Raw genomic sequence first — 20,592 nt, 5'->3', positions numbered from 1 at the left:
TATTTTTATATTGTTTAATCAATATTTAGATTGAAGGAAAAATTTTATGTCATCATATTATAATAGATTTTTGGCTTTATTCTTAAAACACAATAAAACATTATCAAGCGATTTTTTCTCTCCTTTTTTATCCCAATTAACAAATAATATCACAAACCTAAAAAACATCCAAGAAAAAAACACAACCCCAAACATTATTACAAACAACCAAAACAAACAATTAAATCAAAGACTACAAACCCTAAATAACAAGCACAATACCCAAACAAAACAATTACAAGAAAAATACCATCACATATTATTAAACATTTACGCACAAATAGAAAAACTCCAAACCCATAAAAAAAAAATCCTCCAAAAATACAACTCACAACAACAAAAAACCCAAACTCTTTTAAACCAAGAACTTATTTATCAAAAAAACAAAAACAACGATAAAAACCTCCAATTAAAAGAAATCTTACAAAAAGAACTTAAGGAAATTACTAAAAAAAACAATCACAAAGAAACTACTCTTATAACTAATCTCAACAACAAAAATAACAACATTAATAATTTATTAATTCAAATTGAAAAAGACAAACAAAAATTAGAACTCAAAAACCAAAAACAAAACCAAGAATCCAAACAAAACTTTTATACTACTGATTTTAACCTCAATCAAAAAAACACCAATTTATTAAAACAACTAGAAACAACTCTTAATTTACAAGAAAAAGAAAAAGGCAAATCAATTTGCATCTTAGAACAAATAAAGACTACAAAAGAACAAACTTATCAAAAAACCATTACCAAAACTCACAAACTATACCAAAATAAACTAAGTATAAACGACAAAAAACTAGACACCATCAAAGATGCTTACCAACAAGAAAAAACTATCATCCAAGCACAAATACAAACTTTTTTTCTTCAAATAAGACCTTTTCCTTTTATAAATATACCAATTCTTTCCAATTACCAAATTGAAACATCCAAAAAAGCTCTTTTTTACAAACAACAAACAAACTACCTTTCTTACCAAAACCAAAAATCTTTATGGAGCCAACAATATCACCTCATCAATCTTTTACACCAACAAGCAATTAATATGTGGCATTTAGAACACCACAAACAAAACAAATACAAACACATCTACCAACAAACCTTAGAAAAAATTTATCATCTCATCCACCAAAAAACAAATTATTTATTCTCCCAAAAAATAAACGGTATCAAAGAACAAATAAAAACAGTCCTTAACTTACATCTCCAAGAAACAGCTATCTTTGATAATCAAAAAGACTATCAAGAAACTTTCTTTGCTTATCAAAAAACTCTTTTAGCCTTACAACGTAAACAAAACAATTACCAAATAGATTATCATTATCATTTCTTTGCAAAAAAACAAGAATTTGACCTTAAAACTAAAAGTATTGCCCTACAACTAAAATTAGAAAAAACCAAAATCCAACATTATTATTTAGAACAAATAACTACTTTAAAAAAAGAAATTAACAACTTCCAAACCCAATTAACACTTAATAAAATATTTCAAAAAGATGATTTTCTAACCTTCAAACTTACCCAAGAAAAAGAAAAACATCTCTTTTTACAAGACATCACCTTAATGCAAAAAAACATCTATTTATTATTACAAACCCAAAATATAGAACTTTTACAAACTTTAAATAATTTACTCAACACTTATCCATCTTGGCAAAAAGAAAGCACATTATTAGAACAAACTTTACAACAAATCCAATTACAAATTAATACTTTTACAAGTAATTATCAAACTAAAACTTGTCTTATCGAACAAATAATCTTAGAACAAATAAAAACTATAATTGAAACTAACTTATTTCCTATCATTCAAAAACAATTTAATCAAACAATTAATCTTTTACAAAAAAAACACCAATTAAACCAAACTACCCTACAAAATGAAATTAATCTTAACGAACAAATAATAGCTTTTTATGACAAACAATTAACCTTTCTTAATCAAAAAATACACACTGACAAAAAGAAAGGAATACAAGGATTTTTTCACAAATACAAACAAAAAGGAACTGAACTATATCCCCTTTTATACCAAATCAAAACTCACAAAGAACTTTATGAAAAAATTATCAAAAACCTCACCAAAAAAAAAGATAAAGCAACCAAAAAACACCAACATATTTTAGAAAAAACAACTAACAAACACCAAAAAAAAATCAACAAAACCAAACTTAAAATAACCAAACTTTTAACTTTATGGCACTATTTAAAACCTGCCTCCAAAAACATTGCTCTTACTCCTTTAATCAATTTCAAAATATCAAACAAATCTTTTTTCAATGCTTGCCAAAAAACAATCACAAATGTTATCCAAGATATTTTATTCTATAATAATTATCAAAAAAACATTTATCAATGTTTAAATACTTTACTCCAAGAACAAATAAAAAAAGAACAAAAATTAATTCAAACAAATACAAATACTACTAACACAACTAAACACCTTAACAAATTTTTTTACAACCAAAATGAATTAATAAAAAATGTTATTAATGTTTCTTTGGAAAAAACATTTAAACAAAATCAAATATCTTTATTACAAGAAATTACTAAAACAGTTAAATCCAAAGAAAAAAGTTTAACCCAAACAACTAATTTAATGAAAGAAAAATTAGGATTATTAAACGAAAATCTAAGTGATGCTATTATCAATCTTAATTTATCATGGCAACAAACACAAAAAGAATTACGCCAAAAACTATCAAACCTCAAAAAAGAAGCTCTCCTCAATTTTGAAAAAAAAGACAAATTATTTTTCGAACATAAAAAAATAGCCATCAAACAAAAAAACAACCAAATCTTTAAACATTTCACCAAACAAAAAGAAAAAATATCCCAATCATTTACTCACAAACAAAAAGCTAATCACAAAAAAATAACCAAAATAGAAAAACAAATCAAAAAAACCAAAAAAAACTTACTTACTAAAATCAAACTAACTAATTTCGAAACCAAACTTAAAAATATCTTTTTAAAATGGTCTTTTTTTTGGCAAAAACAAAAAGGAAAATTCAAAATAAAACATCACCAAAAACAAATTACCAAACAAATCAAAAAAACTATTGCCCTTGATAAACAAATTTCTTAAAGCAAAAAAATATTGATATTATAAAATGAAATTATAATTTATAAATAAATGTAATAACAAATTTCTTAAAAAATATAGGAATAAAACAGTTTACCAAAACCACCCAAAAAAATCATTTATTACAACAATATTTAAAATCTATTTGCATTTTTATTTTTTTTTAGTGTATAATGAAAGTAATTATTATTTTGTGATAAATATTAATTTCTTAAAAAAACATTTTAAATAATAATTTATCAAAACAATAATAATTAAGGATTAAGGCAAAAAGTAAATTTTTCACAAAATGAAGCAAAAAACTAAGAAAGGAGGCAAAAATGACATCCTCAAACCAAGTTTTAATTGAAATTAAAAACTTATCCAAAAACTTTTCTATCAAAAAAAACTTTTTAAAACCAGATACCTTATTAAAAGCCAACCAAAATATTAATTTATCCATTTTCAAAGGCGAAACATTAGCCGTAGTTGGAGGCTCTGGTTCAGGAAAATCAACTTTAGGACAAGTTCTTCTACAACTTGTAAAACCTACTTCAGGCAATGTTTTTTATCACAAAGAAACAATCCCCAAAACTAAGGAAACACAGACAAAAGACATTGAAGAAATTGATTTAACTACTTTAAGTAATAAAGAAAAACGCTTTTTAAGAAAAGATTTACAAATTATTTTCCAAGATCCTTTTTCTTCTCTTAACACTCATCTCAAAATATCAGATATCATCGGCGAAGGACTTTTAATCCACAAAATGACAAAAGGCAAAAAAGACCCCAAATATCAAACAATGATTCTAGCTATCATGAAAAAATGTGGCATTGATACTTCTCTTTATGACCTTTATCCTCATCAACTTTCAGGGGGACAAAGACAAAGAATTGCAATTGCAAGAGCTTTAATTATTAAACCTAAATTTGTTGTTTGTGATGAAATAGTATCAGCATTAGATGTATCAATTCAAGCCCAAATTTTAAACCTTTTAAATGATTTAAAAAAAGATTACCAACTAACTTTCTTGTTTATTACTCATGATTTAGGAGTTGCTCGTTTTTTAAGTGACCGTATTTGTGTAATGCATTTAGGAAAAGTAATTGAAATAGCACCTTCAGAAAGCCTTTTTAAAAAACCTCATCATCCCTACACCAAACAACTTCTAAATGCTATCCCTAAATTAAAAACTCAAAATAAAGCTTTAGAAGAAATGCCAATCACCTACGAAACTAACAAATTTAGATTTTTATTTCACACTCAAAAACAAGACCTAGATTGGTATCAAGTAGCCCCTAATCATTTTATTTCTTGCACTTTAAAAAATAAAGTTACTAAAATATAAAGGAGTAAAATATGAGTTTATTAAAAGTTAGCAATCTACATACTTATTTTGAAACCCAAAAAGGTCTAATCAAAGCAGTTCGTGGTGTTTCTTTTGAAGTCCAAAAAGGCAAAACTTTAGGAATAGTTGGAGAATCTGGTAGCGGCAAAAGCCAAACTGCAATTTCTATTCTCAAATTATTTGAAAAAAATCAAAAAATTTACCAAGGCGAAATTATTTTTGAAAATCGTATTATTTCTCAATTTAGTGAAAAAGAGATGCAAAAAATCAGAGGAAACGAAATTGCTATGATTTTCCAAGATGCCATTTCTAGCCTTAACCCTGTTTTTAAAATCAAAAATCAAATTATAGAAGTTTTAATGCTCCATCAAAAACTTGATTACACCCAAGCTTATCAAAAAACTCTTGATATTTTGGAAAAAGTCCAAATTCCTAACGCTCAAAGAATAATGAATTCATATCCTCATCAACTTTCAGGCGGAATGTGTCAAAGAATAATGATTGCTATGGCATTAGTTTGTAAACCTAAACTTTTAATTGCTGACGAAGCAACTACTGCCCTAGATGTAATTGTCCAAAAAGAAATTCTTAATTTAATTGCTTGTCTACAACAAGAACAAAACACTGCTGTTTTATTTATCACCCATGATTTAGGAGTAGTTTCTCAAATAGCCGATGATATTATTGTCATGTATCAAGGACAAATTGTAGAAAGTGCTAAAACATCCCAAATATTAAAAAATCCAAAACACCCCTACACTAAAAGTTTACTTAATAATTTTTTAAAAACTGGGCTTGGTTATCATAATGTTTAGTTTGTTAAAAAAATAATGAATCAACAATAATATCTCCTAAATATTTATTAATATTATTTGTTACTAAATATTATTTTTATTTCCCCACACTTCATCCATATTTTGAATTCTTATTTCTTTTACAACAATAAAAAAATACTTATTTTACCGCAAAAATTAAATAATTGCAATATAAAAAAATCAAAAAGAAGAATATAGGAGCAAAATGGGCATTAGACAACTATTACAAAAATATAAAAAATATTTAATTATTAGTGGAACATTTTTTTACTTAGTATAATAAGTTTTGCAATCTACAAAATATTTTTTCAAAAACAACCCCCAAGAAATGATTTTATAGTTATAATTCCTAATTATGTTAACAGATTTGATCCAGGACAAAAAGCACACACTTCCAACGCACAAGGAGACAGATTATTTTGTTGTATTCACTCTGCTTTAATTTCTACAAATGAAAATGGCGATGTTTTGCCTCAAGTAGCTAAATCATGGGATAAATTGGAAAATGAAGATGCCATTATTTTTACTCTAAGAGATGATGTTTTATTTCATAACGGCAAAAAATTAACTGCACAAGATGTCAAATTTTCTTTTGAACGAGCCAAAGAAAAAGGAAATGACGAATATGCTATTATTAAATCAATCGAAACGCTAGAAAATGATACAAAGGTAAAACTTAAGTTGCAAGCTTTACCTATTTTTGTCTATGAACTTATTGCTAAATACAAAATACTTAGTAAAGAATCACTAGAAAAAGACCAAACACACAATCAATTAGAAGGACTAAAAATTGGTTCAGGTCCTTATCAATTAATTTATGAAGATTCTTTTAACAAAATAATAAAATTAGGACTTTTTGACAAATACTTTAATAAAGACAAAATAAAAAACAGCCAAAAAGAAATCCTTTTTAAAGTTAACTCTAACTACGATACTTCTTTATTGCAATTAGAAGAAGGAACTGTGGATGCTATCTTAGATTTTCCAATAAACAAAATAAATAATGCAAGCAACAAAAAAAATATTGAAGTCGTCCAAAATAAAGGTGCCAAATGTATTGTTTTATTTATCAACAACAACAAAGTTAAAAAGGAGAAAAGAGAATTAATCGCCCAAACTCTAAATATCGAAAAGATAATTGCTGATCTAAATTTACCCGTTAATCCTTTAAAAACTTTTGTTCCTCAAGGAGAAATAGGACATAACGAAAATATTCAATACGCTTATGATTCAAACCAAAACGAAGTTAAAAACAAAGTTAGTCTTTTAAGCGAAAAAGACAAGGAAATTAAATTAGGAGCTTCTTTTAAAGAAATAAAAGAAGTAGTACACAAAATAAAAGAACAATTACAAGAGGTAGGTTTTGAAGTTATAGTAAACATACCAGAATCGCTTACTTTTTTTACAAATTCCAAAAATGGCAAATATGACATATCTTTTATGAGTAATATGAATGAAATGCCATACGGTCATAAAGTTTTAATAGATTATATGAACCCAATATTCGAAAAAGAAGGAAAACAAACTCCCAAAAGCCATTCTCACATTCAAGGAGACACAACACTAAAAAAACTTTTAGATGAAACCCAAACAATCACTGATAAAAACATTTACGAACAAACAGTAAAAGATATTCAAACTCATTTATACACAAATAAATATGTTATTCCTTTTTATCAACAAGACATATATTTTTTAACGAGTAAAAAAGTCCAAGGTCTTACATGCGATCCTTTTACAAGAACTGATTTTACCCAAGTTAAAGTAAGTAAATAAAATTTTATTCATAATAAAAATAATTTTGTTTTCAAAACACAAACAAAAAAGGAAATAAAAAAATGGATTTTAAACAATTATTACAAAAATATAAAAAACAATTAGTTATAGGAACAGCAGTTATTTTATTTATTGTAATGGGTTTTGTAGTCTACAAAAAGCTTTTTAAAACAACTCCCCCAAGAAATAATTTTGTAGTAGCAATGCCAAATGATATTGTAGGTTATGACACAGGAAATAAAGATCACACTCAAAATGCACAAGGAGATAGATTGTTTTACTGCATCCACTCTACTTTAGTTTCTACAAATGAAAATGGCGATGTTTTACCTCAAGTAGCTAAATCATGGTTTAAAGTGGAAAATGAAGATGCAATTGTTTTTACTCTCAGAGATGATGTTTTATTTCACAACGGTAAAAAATTAACTGCAAAAGATGTCAAATTTTCTTTTGAAAGAGCAAAAGGAAAACAACACGATGAATATGAAAATATTGAATCAGTTGAAGAATTAGAAGGCGGCACAAAAGTAAAACTAAATCTTAAAGCATTCCCTGCTTTTGCCTATGAAAGCATCGCTAAGCAAAGAATAATAAGCCAAGAAGCAGTTAAACAAGACCAAACAAAAGATCAATTAGAAGGACTTAAGGTTGGTTCAGGTCCTTATCAATTAGTTTCATGGGATTCTTCTGAAAAAGTAATAAATTTAAAACTTTTTGATAAATATTTTGACAAAGAAAAAATAAAAAACAGCCAAAAAGAAATCGTTTTTAAAACCATTTCTAATCAGGATACAGCTTTATTACAGTTAAGCGCAGGGACTGTGGATGCTGTCTTAGACTTTCCAGTAAATAAAGTAGCCGATGCAAAAAAACAAAAAGATATTACAGTTGTTGAAAATGCCGCTGTTAAATGTAGTTATTTAATGATGAATAATCAAAAAGTTGAACTTGAAAAAAGAAAATTAATTGCTCAAGCTTTAGATATTAAAAAAATAATTACTCAACTGGAATTACCAGTTAAACCTTTAAAAACTTTTATCCCCGAAGGAGAAAAAGGTCATAATACAAATATTTCATATGCTTATAATACAAACACACAAGAAGTTAAAAACCAAGTTAGCCAACTTCCAAATAAACAAATTAAATTCGGGTTTTCTGCTAAGGAAACTCCAGAAGTAGCAAACAAAATAAAAGAACAACTACAAGAAGTAGGTTTTGAAGTAACATTAGACATACCAGAATTTAATACATTCAAAACAAATTTAAAAAAAGGAGATTATGACATTTTTTTATGAGTGATATGCATGAAATGGCATACGGTCATAAAGTTTTAACAGATTATATGACACCAAAAAACGAGGGGGATTCTACCCAAGGAACTTGGGCTCATATTTCAGGAGACCAAACACTAAAAGATCTTTTAGAAAAATCTCAAACAAATATAGATTTAGGTACTTACGTACAAAAAATTCAACAAATTCAAACTCATTTAGACCAAAAGAAATATGTTGTTCCTTTTTATCAACAAAACATATATTTCTTAACAAGCAAAAAAGTCCAAGGTCTTAAATGTGATCTTTTCACAAGAACTGATTTTACAAAAGTTCAATTAAGTAAATAAAAAAAATATTCAATAAATAATAAATAGATTTATAATTAAATAATTAGGAAAGTAAAAACAAAGCAAAATGAATGAAAAAAAATAAAAATATATATATAAGTGTTGGAGCTTTAACAGTTATAATTTTAATCATTTTGTGGTGGCAGTTATTCCCAAGCAAAAAACATGAAGACGATAAGGATACAATTAAAATAGCTGTTATATCAGATATCCAAGGATTTGATATTACTTCTCCAGAAAACACTTTTTCTACTTATTCTAATAGATATTTACGTTTAGTTCATGACACTTTATTAGAAGAAAAAGAAGGTAAAATCATAAGTAAATTAGCTAAATTAGTTGAAAGTGATGCAAATCAAAACCAAGACAAAACTTTATTAAAGTTTAAACTTAGAGATGATATTTTATTTCACAATGGCGAAAATATAACAACTGATGATGTTATATTTACAATCGAAAGAGGACACAAAAATAAACATCCTCAGTTTGAAGAAATCAAAGCAATCAAAAGAATAAACAACATAGAATTTGGAATCGAATTAAAAGAAAAAACACCTTATTGGCACTTTACTTTTTGTAATTTTATCAGAATCCTAAATAAAAAAGCTGTAGAAGAAAACGAAGAAAAAGGATTACAAATTGGCACTGGACCTTATAAATTAGTTGAATATAAATCAAATGATGAAATCAAAATGGAAAAATTTAATAATTATTACAATAAAGACACAATTAAATACAGTCCTAAAACAATCATTTTCAAAATTAATAAAAATAATGATACTAATTTACAACAAGTAGAAAATGGTTCTTTAGACGCTTGTCTGGATTATCCATCTCATAAAATTCAAATTATAAAAGATAAATTAAGCCATAGTGTTGAAGTAGTTGAAAATAAAGATGTTTCAGCTAGATATTTATACATTAATAAAGCTAAAACCTCTCTAGAAACAAGAGAAGCTATTTCTTGGTCGTTAGATATTGAAAAAATAATATCTGATTTGGAAATCCCTGCTAAAAAATTAAAAACTTTTTTGCCAGAAACCTTGAAAGGATTCGATAACGAATTAGATGCTTATCCAACAAACTTTTTACAAGCTAAAAAATATGTCCAAAAACTAGATAAAACTGCTAAAAAACTTAAAATAGGATGCAGTACAAAATCTGAGTATCTTTTTGAACATAAAATAATAGAACAACTAAGAAAAGTTGGTTTTATAATAGAATTTGCTCCTATGGATTTTAAAACTTTATTAACAGAAGCCAAAAAAGATAACTCTTCTTACAATATGATTTTTTTAGGTGAAAACTATGAATCAAAATGGGGGCATAAAGTTTTACGTGATTATTTTTTAACTAATAACAATCCCAATAATTTTTGTCATATTGATAATGATGATAAAAGCCATATAGAAAATAAATTATTACAAGTTGAAAAAGAAACAAGTGAAGAAAAATATACTAATTTATTAAAAGAAATAAGCCAATATATACATAAAGAATTTTATGTTATTCCTTTATATAGTTATCCTAATTATGTAATTACTTCCAAAAATATCAAACAAGGCTTTAAATCAGATCTTTTCTCACATTTTGATTTTACAAAAATAATAAAAAAATAATGGGTTTTGATTAATACATTTATAAAAAAAATTTAATATTAAAAAAATGGTTAATTTCGTTATAGAAAACAAATATGTTTTTTAATACATCAATTAAAATTAACCTATAATTTTTTATATTATTTAAATCACCCAATAAAAATTCATAAATGAAATATTCTAAATTTTTGAGGTAAATTTCGTTGATAAAATATATTTTTAAAAAAAGTTTATACACTATAACATTATTTATAACAGTCATATTTATCAGTTTTTTTACTATGAAAATGATACCAGGTGATCCTGTTGATGCTATGTTTGAAAAAGGACTTACTTCTGAACTAAGAAAATTAAAGGAAAAGGAATTAGGATTAGATAAACCTTTAAAAACTCAATTTATAAATTATTTCAAAAATATTTTTATAGGAGATTTTGGAAAATCTTATTATGGCACAAAAGAGCCAGTTTTCAACCTTTTTACAAAAGCTTTTACTAATACCTTTAAATTGGCTTTTTTAAGTTGTTTTTTTGGTTCTTTATTAGGGATTTTTTTAGGAGCATTATCAGCTTTTTATGAAGGGTCCAAAAAAAGCTTTATACTAGATTTTTATTCTATTATCATCATTTCTTCTCCTAGTTTTATCATTGGCATCTTATTGCAACTTACATTAGGTCATTATTTAAGATTATTCCCAGTAGCTGATTTTGATACTCCTAAACATGTGGTTTTGCCTATTTTAACTCTTTCTTTATTAATATCGGGTTCTGTTTTTAAAACTACTAAAACAAGCATGGAAGAATGTTTGTCACAACCATATATCAAAACGGCCTATTCTAAAGGATTGTCTAAAAAAAATATTATTTTTAAGCACGCTTTAAAAAATGCTTTAATTCCTATTGTAGCACACATCGGTTTACTTCTAAGTTTTTTAATCGGTGGTTCTATTATTACAGAAAATATTTTCGAAATAAAAGGGGTAGGTGTTTTAATAAAACATGCATTTGATAATAGAAATTATCCTGTTATTCAATGTTGTATTATTTTACTCGCTTTATTTATAGCTATTTGGAATTTATTTCTAGACTTAGTGTATGCTTGGTTAGATCCCAAAATTAAACAAAAGGGATAAATATGCAAAAAGGATACAATCATTTATTATGAAAAAAAACTTTAAACCATTTCTTTTTTTCCAAAAAAAATTAAAATATTGGGCAAAAAATAAAAATATTTTATTTGGTTCTTTATTTTTAACTATTTTATTTTTAGCTGTTTATTTAATTCCTTTTACTCCTTTATATAAAAATCCTGATGCATCATCTCATTATAAACGTTTACAAAGCATTAGTTTAAAACATCTCATGGGAACAGATTCTACTGGACATGATTTATTTAATAGAATGTTAGAAGGAACTAAAAAATCTTTAACTATAGGTTTTTGTTCTATTATGATGGCTAGTATAATAGGAACGTTATTAGGAATTATTTCAGGTTATTTCAAAAATATTTTTGATAATATCATTAATTTTATATGTGATATTTTAGTAGTTTTTCCCGATGTTATTTTAGCTATTTTAATTATGTTTTTTTTGAAAGACAACAAAAAATTATCATTAATAATTGCTCTAAGTATTTCTAATGCTCCTACTTTTATTCGAATCATAAGAGCAAATACCATGAAAATTAGGCAAAAAGGTTTTATCAAAGCTTCTAAAGCTTTAGGATCAAATGAATTTTGTATAATTTTCAAACATGTTTTGCCTCATCTATGGTCTATTATTATCACAAGAATAACAATAGGTATGGCAACAGTTATTTTAACAATATCGGGGTTAAGTTTTGTTGGATTAGGTCTCGATCCTACAATTCCTGAATGGGGCAATATTTTAAATGCTAGTAGAAGTGATATTAGATTCTATCCTCATTTATTTTTTGGACCTTTTATCATTATTTTATTAACTAGTTTATCTTTTAATTTAATAGGTAAAGGTTTGATCCAAATTTTTAATCCAAAAGATGCAAATTAGAAAATAAAATATTTGCAAACTTACACACCATTAAAATCGCAATAAACAAAATAATAATTTATTAAAAATTAAAGTTTGATTTATACTTAAATCAAACTATTTTTTTCAACTTTAATAAAAAAACAAAGCTTTTTTCAAAAATTAACCTCTCGTGAACCCATCGCAAAAAACATTTATTTACAAATAATATAAATAACTAAGGAATCCTTATATGTCAATTAATTATCAAAAATTAGAACAAAGATTTGAAAAAATTGGTCGTTTAGAAAATATTATCAATATATTAAACTGGGATATGGCTTGCAACATTAAAAAGGGCTCCCAAGAAAGCCGCACTTTAGAAATCATCGATTTAACCCAAATTATAAAAAAACTATTAACTTCACAAGAAACCAAAAATTTGCTTTTACAAGCACAACAAGAACAAGAAACTCTCAATTCTTGGCAACAAGCTAATCTACGAGAAATAACATCCAAAATACAATCCGAAGAAACAATCCCTGAAGAGCTACAAAATAATTTAATTTTAGCAACTACCAAATCAGAGATAATGTGGAGACAAGCCAAAAAAAATAATGATTATAACAGCTTCAAACCTTATTTTCAAAAAGTACTCAATTACACCAAAGAAGTAGCAAATCTCAGATCCCAAAAATTAGGCATATCTTTGTATGATGCTCTAATCGATCAATATGACCCTGGAATGACTGCTACCAAAATCAAAAAAATATTTAACGTCATCAAAGAAAAATTACCACCTTTAATGAAAACTATTTTGCAAAAACAAGAACAAGAAAAACACCTTTACAAAGATATTGCAATGACTTTAGAAAACCAAAAAAAATTAAATCAAATCATTATGCCCAAAATAGGATTTGATTGCAATTATGGTCGCCTAGATGAATCCATCCACCCTTTTTGTGGAGGCACTCCTTATGATGTTCGCCTTACTTCCAATTATAATACAAACAATTTTTTAGATAGTTTTTTAGCCACTATACACGAAGTAGGACATGGTTTATACGCCCAAAATTTACCCCAACAATACAAAAATCAACCAGTAGGCACTCCACGAAGCTTTTCTTTTGATGAAAGCCAATCTTTATTAATGGAAAAACAAGTTGCTAAATCTCAAGAATTTTTAACTTACTTAGTAGATATTTTAAAAACAGAATTAAATTTTTACAATCCTTCATTAACTCCACAAAATTTATTTAAACAAGCCAACCAAGTAAAACCTGATTTTGTTCGTATTTATGCTGATGAAGTAACTTATCCTTTCCATGTTATTTTGCGTTTTGAAATTGAAGAATTATTAATTTCTGATCAGTTGTCTTTGGATGATTTACCTCACTTTTGGAATTGCAAAATGAAAGAATATCTAGGAATTACCCCACCCAACGTAGGTCTTGGATGTTTGCAAGATATTCACTGGCCTCAAGGAAGTTTTGGTTATTTCCCTAGCTATTTAAATGGAGCTATTTTAGCATCCATGATAATGAAAAACGTTCAAAAAGCAAATCCTAATATTAAAGAGGGATTTAAAACAGGCAAATTTGAAACTTTAAATCAATATTTAGATCAAAAAATAAGAAACTGGGGTTCTTTTTATACCAACCAAGAATTTGTGTTCAAAGCAACAGGCACGCCCCAAATTAACCCTGAAACTTTTTTACAATATTTAGAAAATAAATATTTGAATAATTAATTTAAGAATATAAAAAAAAGACTCTTTCAAGAAGAGTCTTTTTTGTTTTTTAATATCATCTACATTTATGGCATTTACAATGACAAAATCTTTTTTTAATTTCTACAAACAACAAAGGCAACAAAGATAGTAATAAAATGATTACAAAATCTTTTGTTGTTAAAGAAATTAATTGAAATAAATCTCTTAAAAAAGGGACAAAAATTATGATTAATTGCAAAAATACACTAATGGCAAACGCTTTAATCAAAAATGAATTTATTTTTAACTTAAAAACAGAAGTGAAAAAACTTCGCAAATTCCATACATGAATCAATTGTGAAAACGCCAAAACCATAAAAGCAAAAGTTTGAGCATATCTTATTTTATCACTATCATGATTATAATATCCTATTAAAGAAGCCACAAAAGCCAAAAGACCAATTAAAAATCCTTCCAAAATAATTTTTTGATAAGTTTTTTTATTTAGCAAACTTCCTTTAGGATTATAAGTTTTTGGCGACATAGAATTTGTTTCTTGTGGTTCGATTCCCAAAGCCATTGCTGGCAATGAATCAGTAACTAAATTAATCCAAAGAATTTGTAAAGCAGTCAAAATTTTAAAATCACACCCAAAAAAGAAAATTCCTAAAAAATTACCAAGCAAAATCAAAATAATTTCACCAACATTACAACTCAAAAGAAAAACTAAACTTTTTTTAATATTATTAAAAATATTTCGCCCTTCTTCTAAAGCATTCGTAATAGTAGCAAAATTGTCATCTGTTAAAATCATATCTGATGCCATTTTACAAACATCAGTACCTGCAATTCCCATAGCAATTCCCACATTGGCTTGTTTAATGCTTAAAGAATCATTTATGCCATCTCCTGTCATTGCCACTACAAAACCTTTTTTTTGCCAAGCTTTCACAATTTTTAATTTATGATGAGGATTAGTTCTTGCATAAACTTTAATTTGCAATAATTTTTCCAAAAATTCTTCCTCTGGCATTTGAGCTAATTCATCTCCTGTAATGGCTAAATCTTGAGGTTGGGATAAAATATTTAATTTTTTGGCAATCACAAAAGCAGTTTTTAAATGATCCCCTGTAATCATAATCGGAGTGATGCGTGCTTGATTGCATTTAAAAATGGCTTGCATAACTTCTTTTCGAATGGGATCTTCCATCGCCACTGCCCCTAAAAAAATAAGATCTTGTTCAAAAATATCAGGATTGTTTTTAAGATTCGTCTCTAAATCAAGAGAAAATACACGATAAGCAACTCCCAAAACTCGCAAAGATTGCTCACTTAATTGACTAATTTGTTTTTCTAATATTTTTATTATTTTAGTATCTTTTGCAATGGTTTGTTCTTGATATTGAACTTGACTACATTTTTGCAACAAAACTTCTGGAGCACCTTTAGTAATGGCATAAATAAATCCGTCTTTATAATGAAAAGTAGTCATCAATTTCCTTTGAGAATCAAAGGCAATTTCTGCAAATCGAGGATATTGCTTTTGGAGTAAAAACGCATCATATTGATAAAACAAAGCTAAATTAATAAAGGCTTTTTCAGTAGGATCAGCAATAATTTCTAAGTTGTTTGAAGTTTTATCGTTGGTTGTTTTTGCAACACTAATCAAAGCATCATTACATAAAATACCAAATAAAAGCAACTTTTCTAAATTAAAGGGTTTGGGTTCATTAATATTTTCCACACAAAAGGGACTTATTTTTTCCAAAGAATTACAAACTATAATTTTTTTAACAGTCATATTATTTTGGGTTAAAGTTCCTGTTTTATCAGTACAAATAACATTAACAGCCCCCAAAGTTTCTAAGGTTTTTAAATTTTTGACAATAGCTTTTTTAAGAGCAAGTTTTTTCATTCCCAAAGCCAAAATTAAAGTCATAATAATTAATAAACTTTCAGGAATAGCAGCAACTGCAAGAGCAATGGCATCCAAAAAAGTATGTTTCAAAATGTGAGAGCTAAAAGTTGAGCTGTAAATGTTTTTAAAAATCGTCCACAAGCCATTAAGGAAAATAATAATACCAATTATCAAAGTTAACTTTTTAGTTAATTTGGCAATATTTTGTTCTAATGGTGTTTTTTCTTGTTGGGGTTGAGAAATAAACTGGGTAATTTTTCCAATTTCAGTTTGCATTCCTGAAGCAAAAACCACTCCTTTAGCTCTTCCTTTTAAAATAACAGTATTCATAAAAGCCATGTTTTGATTAGTAAGAGCTGCATTTTGGACACAAACACAAGCACTTTTTAAAACAGCTTGCGATTCTCCTGTAAACAAAGATTCATCTACATATAAATTAAATGTTTCTAAAAGTATCATATCAGCTGGAATAATATCACCAGTTTCTAAAATGACAATATCTCCTATCACTAAATTTTGCATAGGAATTAAAAGCGGTTTGCTATCTCTTATTACTTTAGCATTAAGGGAAGCTTTTTTTGATACATTAGATAAAACTTTTTGGGTTTTAGTTTCGTAATAAATACTTAAAAGGGCGTTAAGAAGGACAATAATCAAAATAAAACAGCCTTCCAAAAGTTCTTCTTTGTTTCCTTGTAAAATACCAATCACGAAATTAATTGTAGCTGCTAATAGAAGGACAATAACTAAAAAATCTTTAAATTGTTGTTGGAATTGATGCCAAAAAGTGGGTTTGGTAAGGGATTGAATTTGATTTTTACCGTTAATTTGAAGTCTTTGCAAGGCTTCTTGGGAAGTAAGCCCTTTTGTGATTTTAGTTTGTAACAATGCTTGCGATTGTTCAGGGTTTTTTTGACTAAATGAATGTTTCATTAAAATTCCTTTAATTTAATATAAATACAAAAAATATTTTGTGCAAAGCAAAAAGTAAAAATTTCAATTTGTTTTGCATGTATTATGAAATTGAGTTTTACAACTAATAAAAATAAGTGAAGCGTGCAAATAAAATAAAAAACTAAACTGTTTTAGCAGTTTAGTTTTGTTTCTTTTTGGGGAACAGAAGTTATCAATCCCATAAATAAGGCAGATAATTTAATACGTAAAACAGTATAAAAAAGTGATAAAGATATTTGTGTAGTAAGTTCTTTTAGACCTGTTTCTTTATAAAAATATTCAATAATAAAAACACCCACAGCACCAAAAATCATAAGAGTATAACCAAACATTTCTACTACAAAAGAGATATCTTTTTTCTTATAAACAGATAAATATTTAGCAACAATATCAAGTCCTCCAGTAGAAGCACCAATTCTTAAAGGAATACCATTAAAAATACCTATTAAAACACCTGCAAAAAAAACTCTGGTAAGATCGCTTAAAAAATCACTTTCAGTTTTGAATATTCCAAAAAATTGTTCAGTATGATATAAAAAACCTTGTTTAACTTGGTTTTCAATAAAAAACACTGAAACAAAAAGAAGGACAGTTGCAAATGCAGTAGTAATGGTAAAATATTTACCCAAATAACGACGAGAGATAAAAAACAATAAGAAAACATTAACAACAAAGTAAAAAGTACCAGCAATAACTATAATATTATTGGTTTCAATCTTTCCTGCTTTATGTAATAATTTACCTATTACATTGCCTAAACCAATAACCCCAGTAGGAAAAAGATCAGTTTTATATCCGCCATCTCGGGTGCAATCAAAAGCCCAAACAGAAACTAAAACATATACTATTAAGGATAAGGATAAAATTAATATTTTTTTAAATTCTTGAACATATTGAATTTTTTTCTTTATTGGAGGAAATTTTTCAATATTTTCGATACCATTTTTCATAATAAACCTATTTCTTTTATTTTAATATATTTTGGCAACGCGTGCACAAAGGAGTAAAGGGTTTGGTGATTACTACATTCCAACATCTTTGACAAGCATACCCAGAAGCTTTGGCAACTTTAATATCAAAAGTATCTTTTAATTGAAGTGTTACTTTAGAGACTATAAAAAGTTGATGCAATTGATCTTTAATTTGTAAAACATCCAAAGCATGCATTTCTTCTTGGGTTAATGATAACGTAATATGGGCTTGCAAAGAAGAATTAATAAGCCCACTTTGTCTTGCTTTTTCCAAATATTGTAAAACGTTTTTTCTTAATGTTAAAAATTTATGATATTCTAATAAAAGATGAGAAGTTGGACGTGTTTTGAGTTGTGGCATTTTTTCTAAATAAATATCTTTTTCCACAGCAAAAGGAAAAAAGCCGTAAACTTCTGAAGTAGTGTGAGGAATAATTGGAGTTAAAACTTGTAAAAGCGATAATAACAAATCATAGATAGTTGATTGAATCATCTTTCTTTCTTTGTGATCTTCTTTTTCGATGTATAAAATATCTTTGGCAAAATCGAGATAAAAAGCACTGATTTTATTAGTAATGAAGGGGAATAGATGCCTTAAAACACCTTCAAAATTATAATTATCATAAGAATGTAGTACGTTTTTTAACACTTCTTCAAAATCTAGCATCATTGCTTGATGGATAAAAGTTCTTTGTTCAAAGGCAATATAATTAGTATCTTTTTTAAAATTATCTAAATTACCTAACATAAAACGGAAGGTGTTTCTAATTTTGCGATAAAGATCTTCTACTTGTTTTAAAATGGAAGGATTAATGCGCACATCAAGATTATAATTAGTGTTTGCAACCCATAAACGAATAATATCTGCTCCTTTTTGTTCAGCAACAGTTAATGGATCGATGATATTGCCCAAAGATTTAGACATTTTTTTGCCTTCACCATCAAAAACAAAACCATGAGTAATAACAGTTTTATAAGGAGCTTGATTTTGAGTGGCTACAGAAGTAATTAAAGAAGAATTGAACCAACCACGATATTGATCAGAGCCTTCCAAATAAACATCACTTTGTAAAACTTGATTACGTTTTTTAAAAACACTATAAGAAGTTCCTGAGTCAAACCAAACATCCATAATATCTAGTTCTTTGGTAAACAAATTGTTAGGACTTTGGGGATGAGTGTAGTTTTCAGGAAGTAGTTTTTTAACATCCCATTCATACCAAATATCCATTCCATGCTGTTCGAATAAATCAGCTACATGATTAATTAATTTTAAATCTAGAATGGGTTGATGGGTTTCGGTGTAAAAAATAGGAATGGGAATGCCCCAAGTTCTTTGACGACTAATATTCCAATCCTCACGATTAGTAATCATATTAGTCATTTTTAATTCTCCCCAACGTGGAATCCACTTAACTTTTTGGGTTTCTTCTAGCAAAAGAGATTTAATTTTTTTAATAGAGACAAACCATTGAGGAAGTGCAAGAGAAATAACTGGTTTTTTAGTGCGCCAATCATGAGGATAGGAGTGCAAAATTACATCTGCTTTAAGCAAAGAATGGTCTTTTTCTAAATCAGAGATGATAGCTTCGTTGGCTTTGGTGTAAAATAGACCTTGATATTTGGAAACATCTGTCATCATACCTTTTTTATCAATACTACAAACAACATCTAAATTATATTTTTGACCTACTAAAAAATCGTCCAAACCGTGTCCTGGAGCGATGTGGACTAGTCCTGTTCCTTCTTCATCCAAAACATGTTGTGATAAAATTATTTTTCCGAATTTGGAAACAAGGTGATTTTGGTAAGTTAAATGTTCTAAGGTTTTTCCTTCAAAAGTGGCAACAACTTTGATGTGTTCTTTGTTCCAAGCAAAAACTTTTTGAAGAAAAGGAATGTTTTTAGTTCCTACCAAATAGCGTTTTTGTAAAACTTCAATTAATTGATATTCTTTTTCGGGATGCACCGCAATTGCTACATTGGCAGGCAAAGTCCAAGGAGTAGTTGTCCAAATTAACAAAGCCACATTGTCAAAAATATCTAGTTTTTTCATGCTAAAAGCAACATAAACAGAAGGAGATTGGTGATTTTGGTACTCTAATTCTGCTTCTGCTAAAGCAGATTCTAAAGTAGGTGACCAATGAATGGGTTTGAGGGCTTTAAAAATTAAGCCTTTGTCAACCATTTGTCCAAAAATTCTTACCTGATCAGCAACAAAAGTTTTATCCAACGTTAAATAAGGATTTTGCCAATCTCCTAAAATACCTAATCTTTGAAATTGCTGTTTTTGATTATTAACATTTTCCAAGGCAAATTCTTGACATTTATCTAGGAAAGACTTTCTGGTAAAAGCATTTTTAGAAGTTTTTTTAAGAACTGCTGCCTCAATTGGCAAACCATGAGTATCCCAACCAGGAATTAAAGGAGTGTAAAAACCTTGCATACTACGAAAACGAACAATAAAATCTTTTAAAATTTTGTTTAAGGCGTGTCCCATATGAATATTGCCGTTAGCATAAGGAGGTCCATCGTGCAAAATAAAAGGGTTGTTGTCTTGATTTTGTTGTAATTTTTTTTGATATAAGTCAAGTGTTTGCCAATGTTTTTGAATGTTAATTTCGTTTTTGCCTAAATTTCCTTTCATAGGAAAATCAGTTTTTGGCATCAAAAGAGTTGTTTTATAATTTGTTGTCATATCTTTTTTATCTCCTTATTTTTAGGTTGTTAAATTGATAATTTGTTATTTGGGGGGGTTAAAGTTGAAAATAGAAAAAATCGAATTTC

General features: G+C 27.3%; 13 protein-coding genes. 10 read left to right on the top strand and 3 right to left on the bottom strand.

The features are described from left to right. The first annotated feature begins 46 nt into the window (after nt 1–46). The 10 genes from BHE82_RS01400 to BHE82_RS01355 all read left to right on the top strand — a co-directional run bounded on the left by BHE82_RS01400 (nt 47) and on the right by BHE82_RS01355 (nt 14,001). Nucleotides 47–3,133 carry a hypothetical protein gene (locus BHE82_RS01400; RefSeq protein ID WP_071345506.1) on the top strand — a complete coding sequence of 1,029 codons (3,087 nt, stop codon included), beginning with the start codon at nt 47–49 and terminating at the stop codon, nt 3,131–3,133. A 317-nt stretch (nt 3,134–3,450) separates the two neighbouring features. Further along, nucleotides 3,451–4,458 carry an oligopeptide/dipeptide ABC transporter ATP-binding protein gene (locus BHE82_RS01395; protein ID WP_071345505.1) on the top strand — a complete coding sequence of 336 codons (1,008 nt, stop codon included), beginning with the start codon at nt 3,451–3,453 and terminating at the stop codon, nt 4,456–4,458. Between the two features lie 11 nt (nt 4,459–4,469). Then, entirely contained in the window at nt 4,470–5,273 is an 804-nt protein-coding gene (locus tag BHE82_RS01390; RefSeq protein WP_071345504.1) for an ABC transporter ATP-binding protein, read from the top strand. 468 nt (nt 5,274–5,741) lie between these two features. Then, complete coding sequence (locus BHE82_RS01385; protein WP_071345503.1) at nt 5,742–7,049, top strand: ABC transporter substrate-binding protein; 1,308 nt, start codon at nt 5,742–5,744, stop codon at nt 7,047–7,049. A 62-nt stretch (nt 7,050–7,111) separates the two neighbouring features. Next, on the top strand, nt 7,112–8,344 hold the full coding sequence (locus BHE82_RS01380) for an ABC transporter substrate-binding protein (protein ID WP_084024636.1): 1,233 nt from the start codon (nt 7,112–7,114) through the stop codon (nt 8,342–8,344). Beyond that, entirely contained in the window at nt 8,341–8,670 is a 330-nt protein-coding gene (locus tag BHE82_RS03050; RefSeq protein WP_084024635.1) for a hypothetical protein, read from the top strand. The genes BHE82_RS01380 and BHE82_RS03050 overlap by 4 nt, the downstream gene beginning before the upstream one ends. 71 nt (nt 8,671–8,741) lie before the next feature. Then, a complete protein-coding gene (locus tag BHE82_RS01375) occupies nt 8,742–10,289 on the top strand; it encodes an ABC transporter substrate-binding protein (protein ID WP_071345502.1) in 1,548 nt (515 codons plus the stop codon). Nucleotides 10,290–10,471: 182 nt separating this feature from the next. Further along, nucleotides 10,472–11,398, top strand: coding sequence for an ABC transporter permease (locus tag BHE82_RS01365; RefSeq protein ID WP_071345501.1), 927 nt, complete (start codon nt 10,472–10,474; stop codon nt 11,396–11,398). A 28-nt stretch (nt 11,399–11,426) separates the two neighbouring features. Further along, nucleotides 11,427–12,293 (top strand): ABC transporter permease, encoded by an 867-nt coding sequence (locus tag BHE82_RS01360; protein ID WP_071345500.1) that lies wholly within the window; start codon nt 11,427–11,429, stop codon nt 12,291–12,293. A gap of 211 nt (nt 12,294–12,504) precedes the next feature. Next, complete coding sequence (locus tag BHE82_RS01355) at nt 12,505–14,001, top strand: carboxypeptidase M32 (RefSeq protein ID WP_071345499.1); 1,497 nt, start codon at nt 12,505–12,507, stop codon at nt 13,999–14,001. 55 nt (nt 14,002–14,056) lie between these two features. On the opposite strand, the gene BHE82_RS01350 is transcribed toward BHE82_RS01355, so the two are convergent. From BHE82_RS01350 to ileS, 3 genes are all read right to left on the bottom strand, one after another. Further along, nucleotides 14,057–16,813, bottom strand: a complete 2,757-nt coding sequence (locus tag BHE82_RS01350) for a cation-translocating P-type ATPase (protein WP_071345498.1) — start codon at nt 16,811–16,813, stop codon at nt 14,057–14,059. A 152-nt stretch (nt 16,814–16,965) separates the two neighbouring features. Next, nucleotides 16,966–17,784 carry a YitT family protein gene (locus BHE82_RS01345; RefSeq protein ID WP_071345497.1) on the bottom strand — a complete coding sequence of 273 codons (819 nt, stop codon included), beginning with the start codon at nt 17,782–17,784 and terminating at the stop codon, nt 16,966–16,968. 16 nt (nt 17,785–17,800) lie between these two features. Next, nucleotides 17,801–20,503, bottom strand: coding sequence for an isoleucine--tRNA ligase (gene ileS / locus BHE82_RS01340; RefSeq protein WP_071345496.1), 2,703 nt, complete (start codon nt 20,501–20,503; stop codon nt 17,801–17,803). Between the last annotated feature and the right edge of the window lie 89 nt (nt 20,504–20,592).

Source organism: Rice orange leaf phytoplasma, from assembly GCF_001866375.1.
GTDB lineage: Bacteria > Bacillota_I > Bacilli_A > Acholeplasmatales > Acholeplasmataceae > Phytoplasma > Phytoplasma asteris.
Note: the sequence above shows the minus strand (reverse complement) of the source record. Positions and strands in the feature narration are given on the sequence as shown.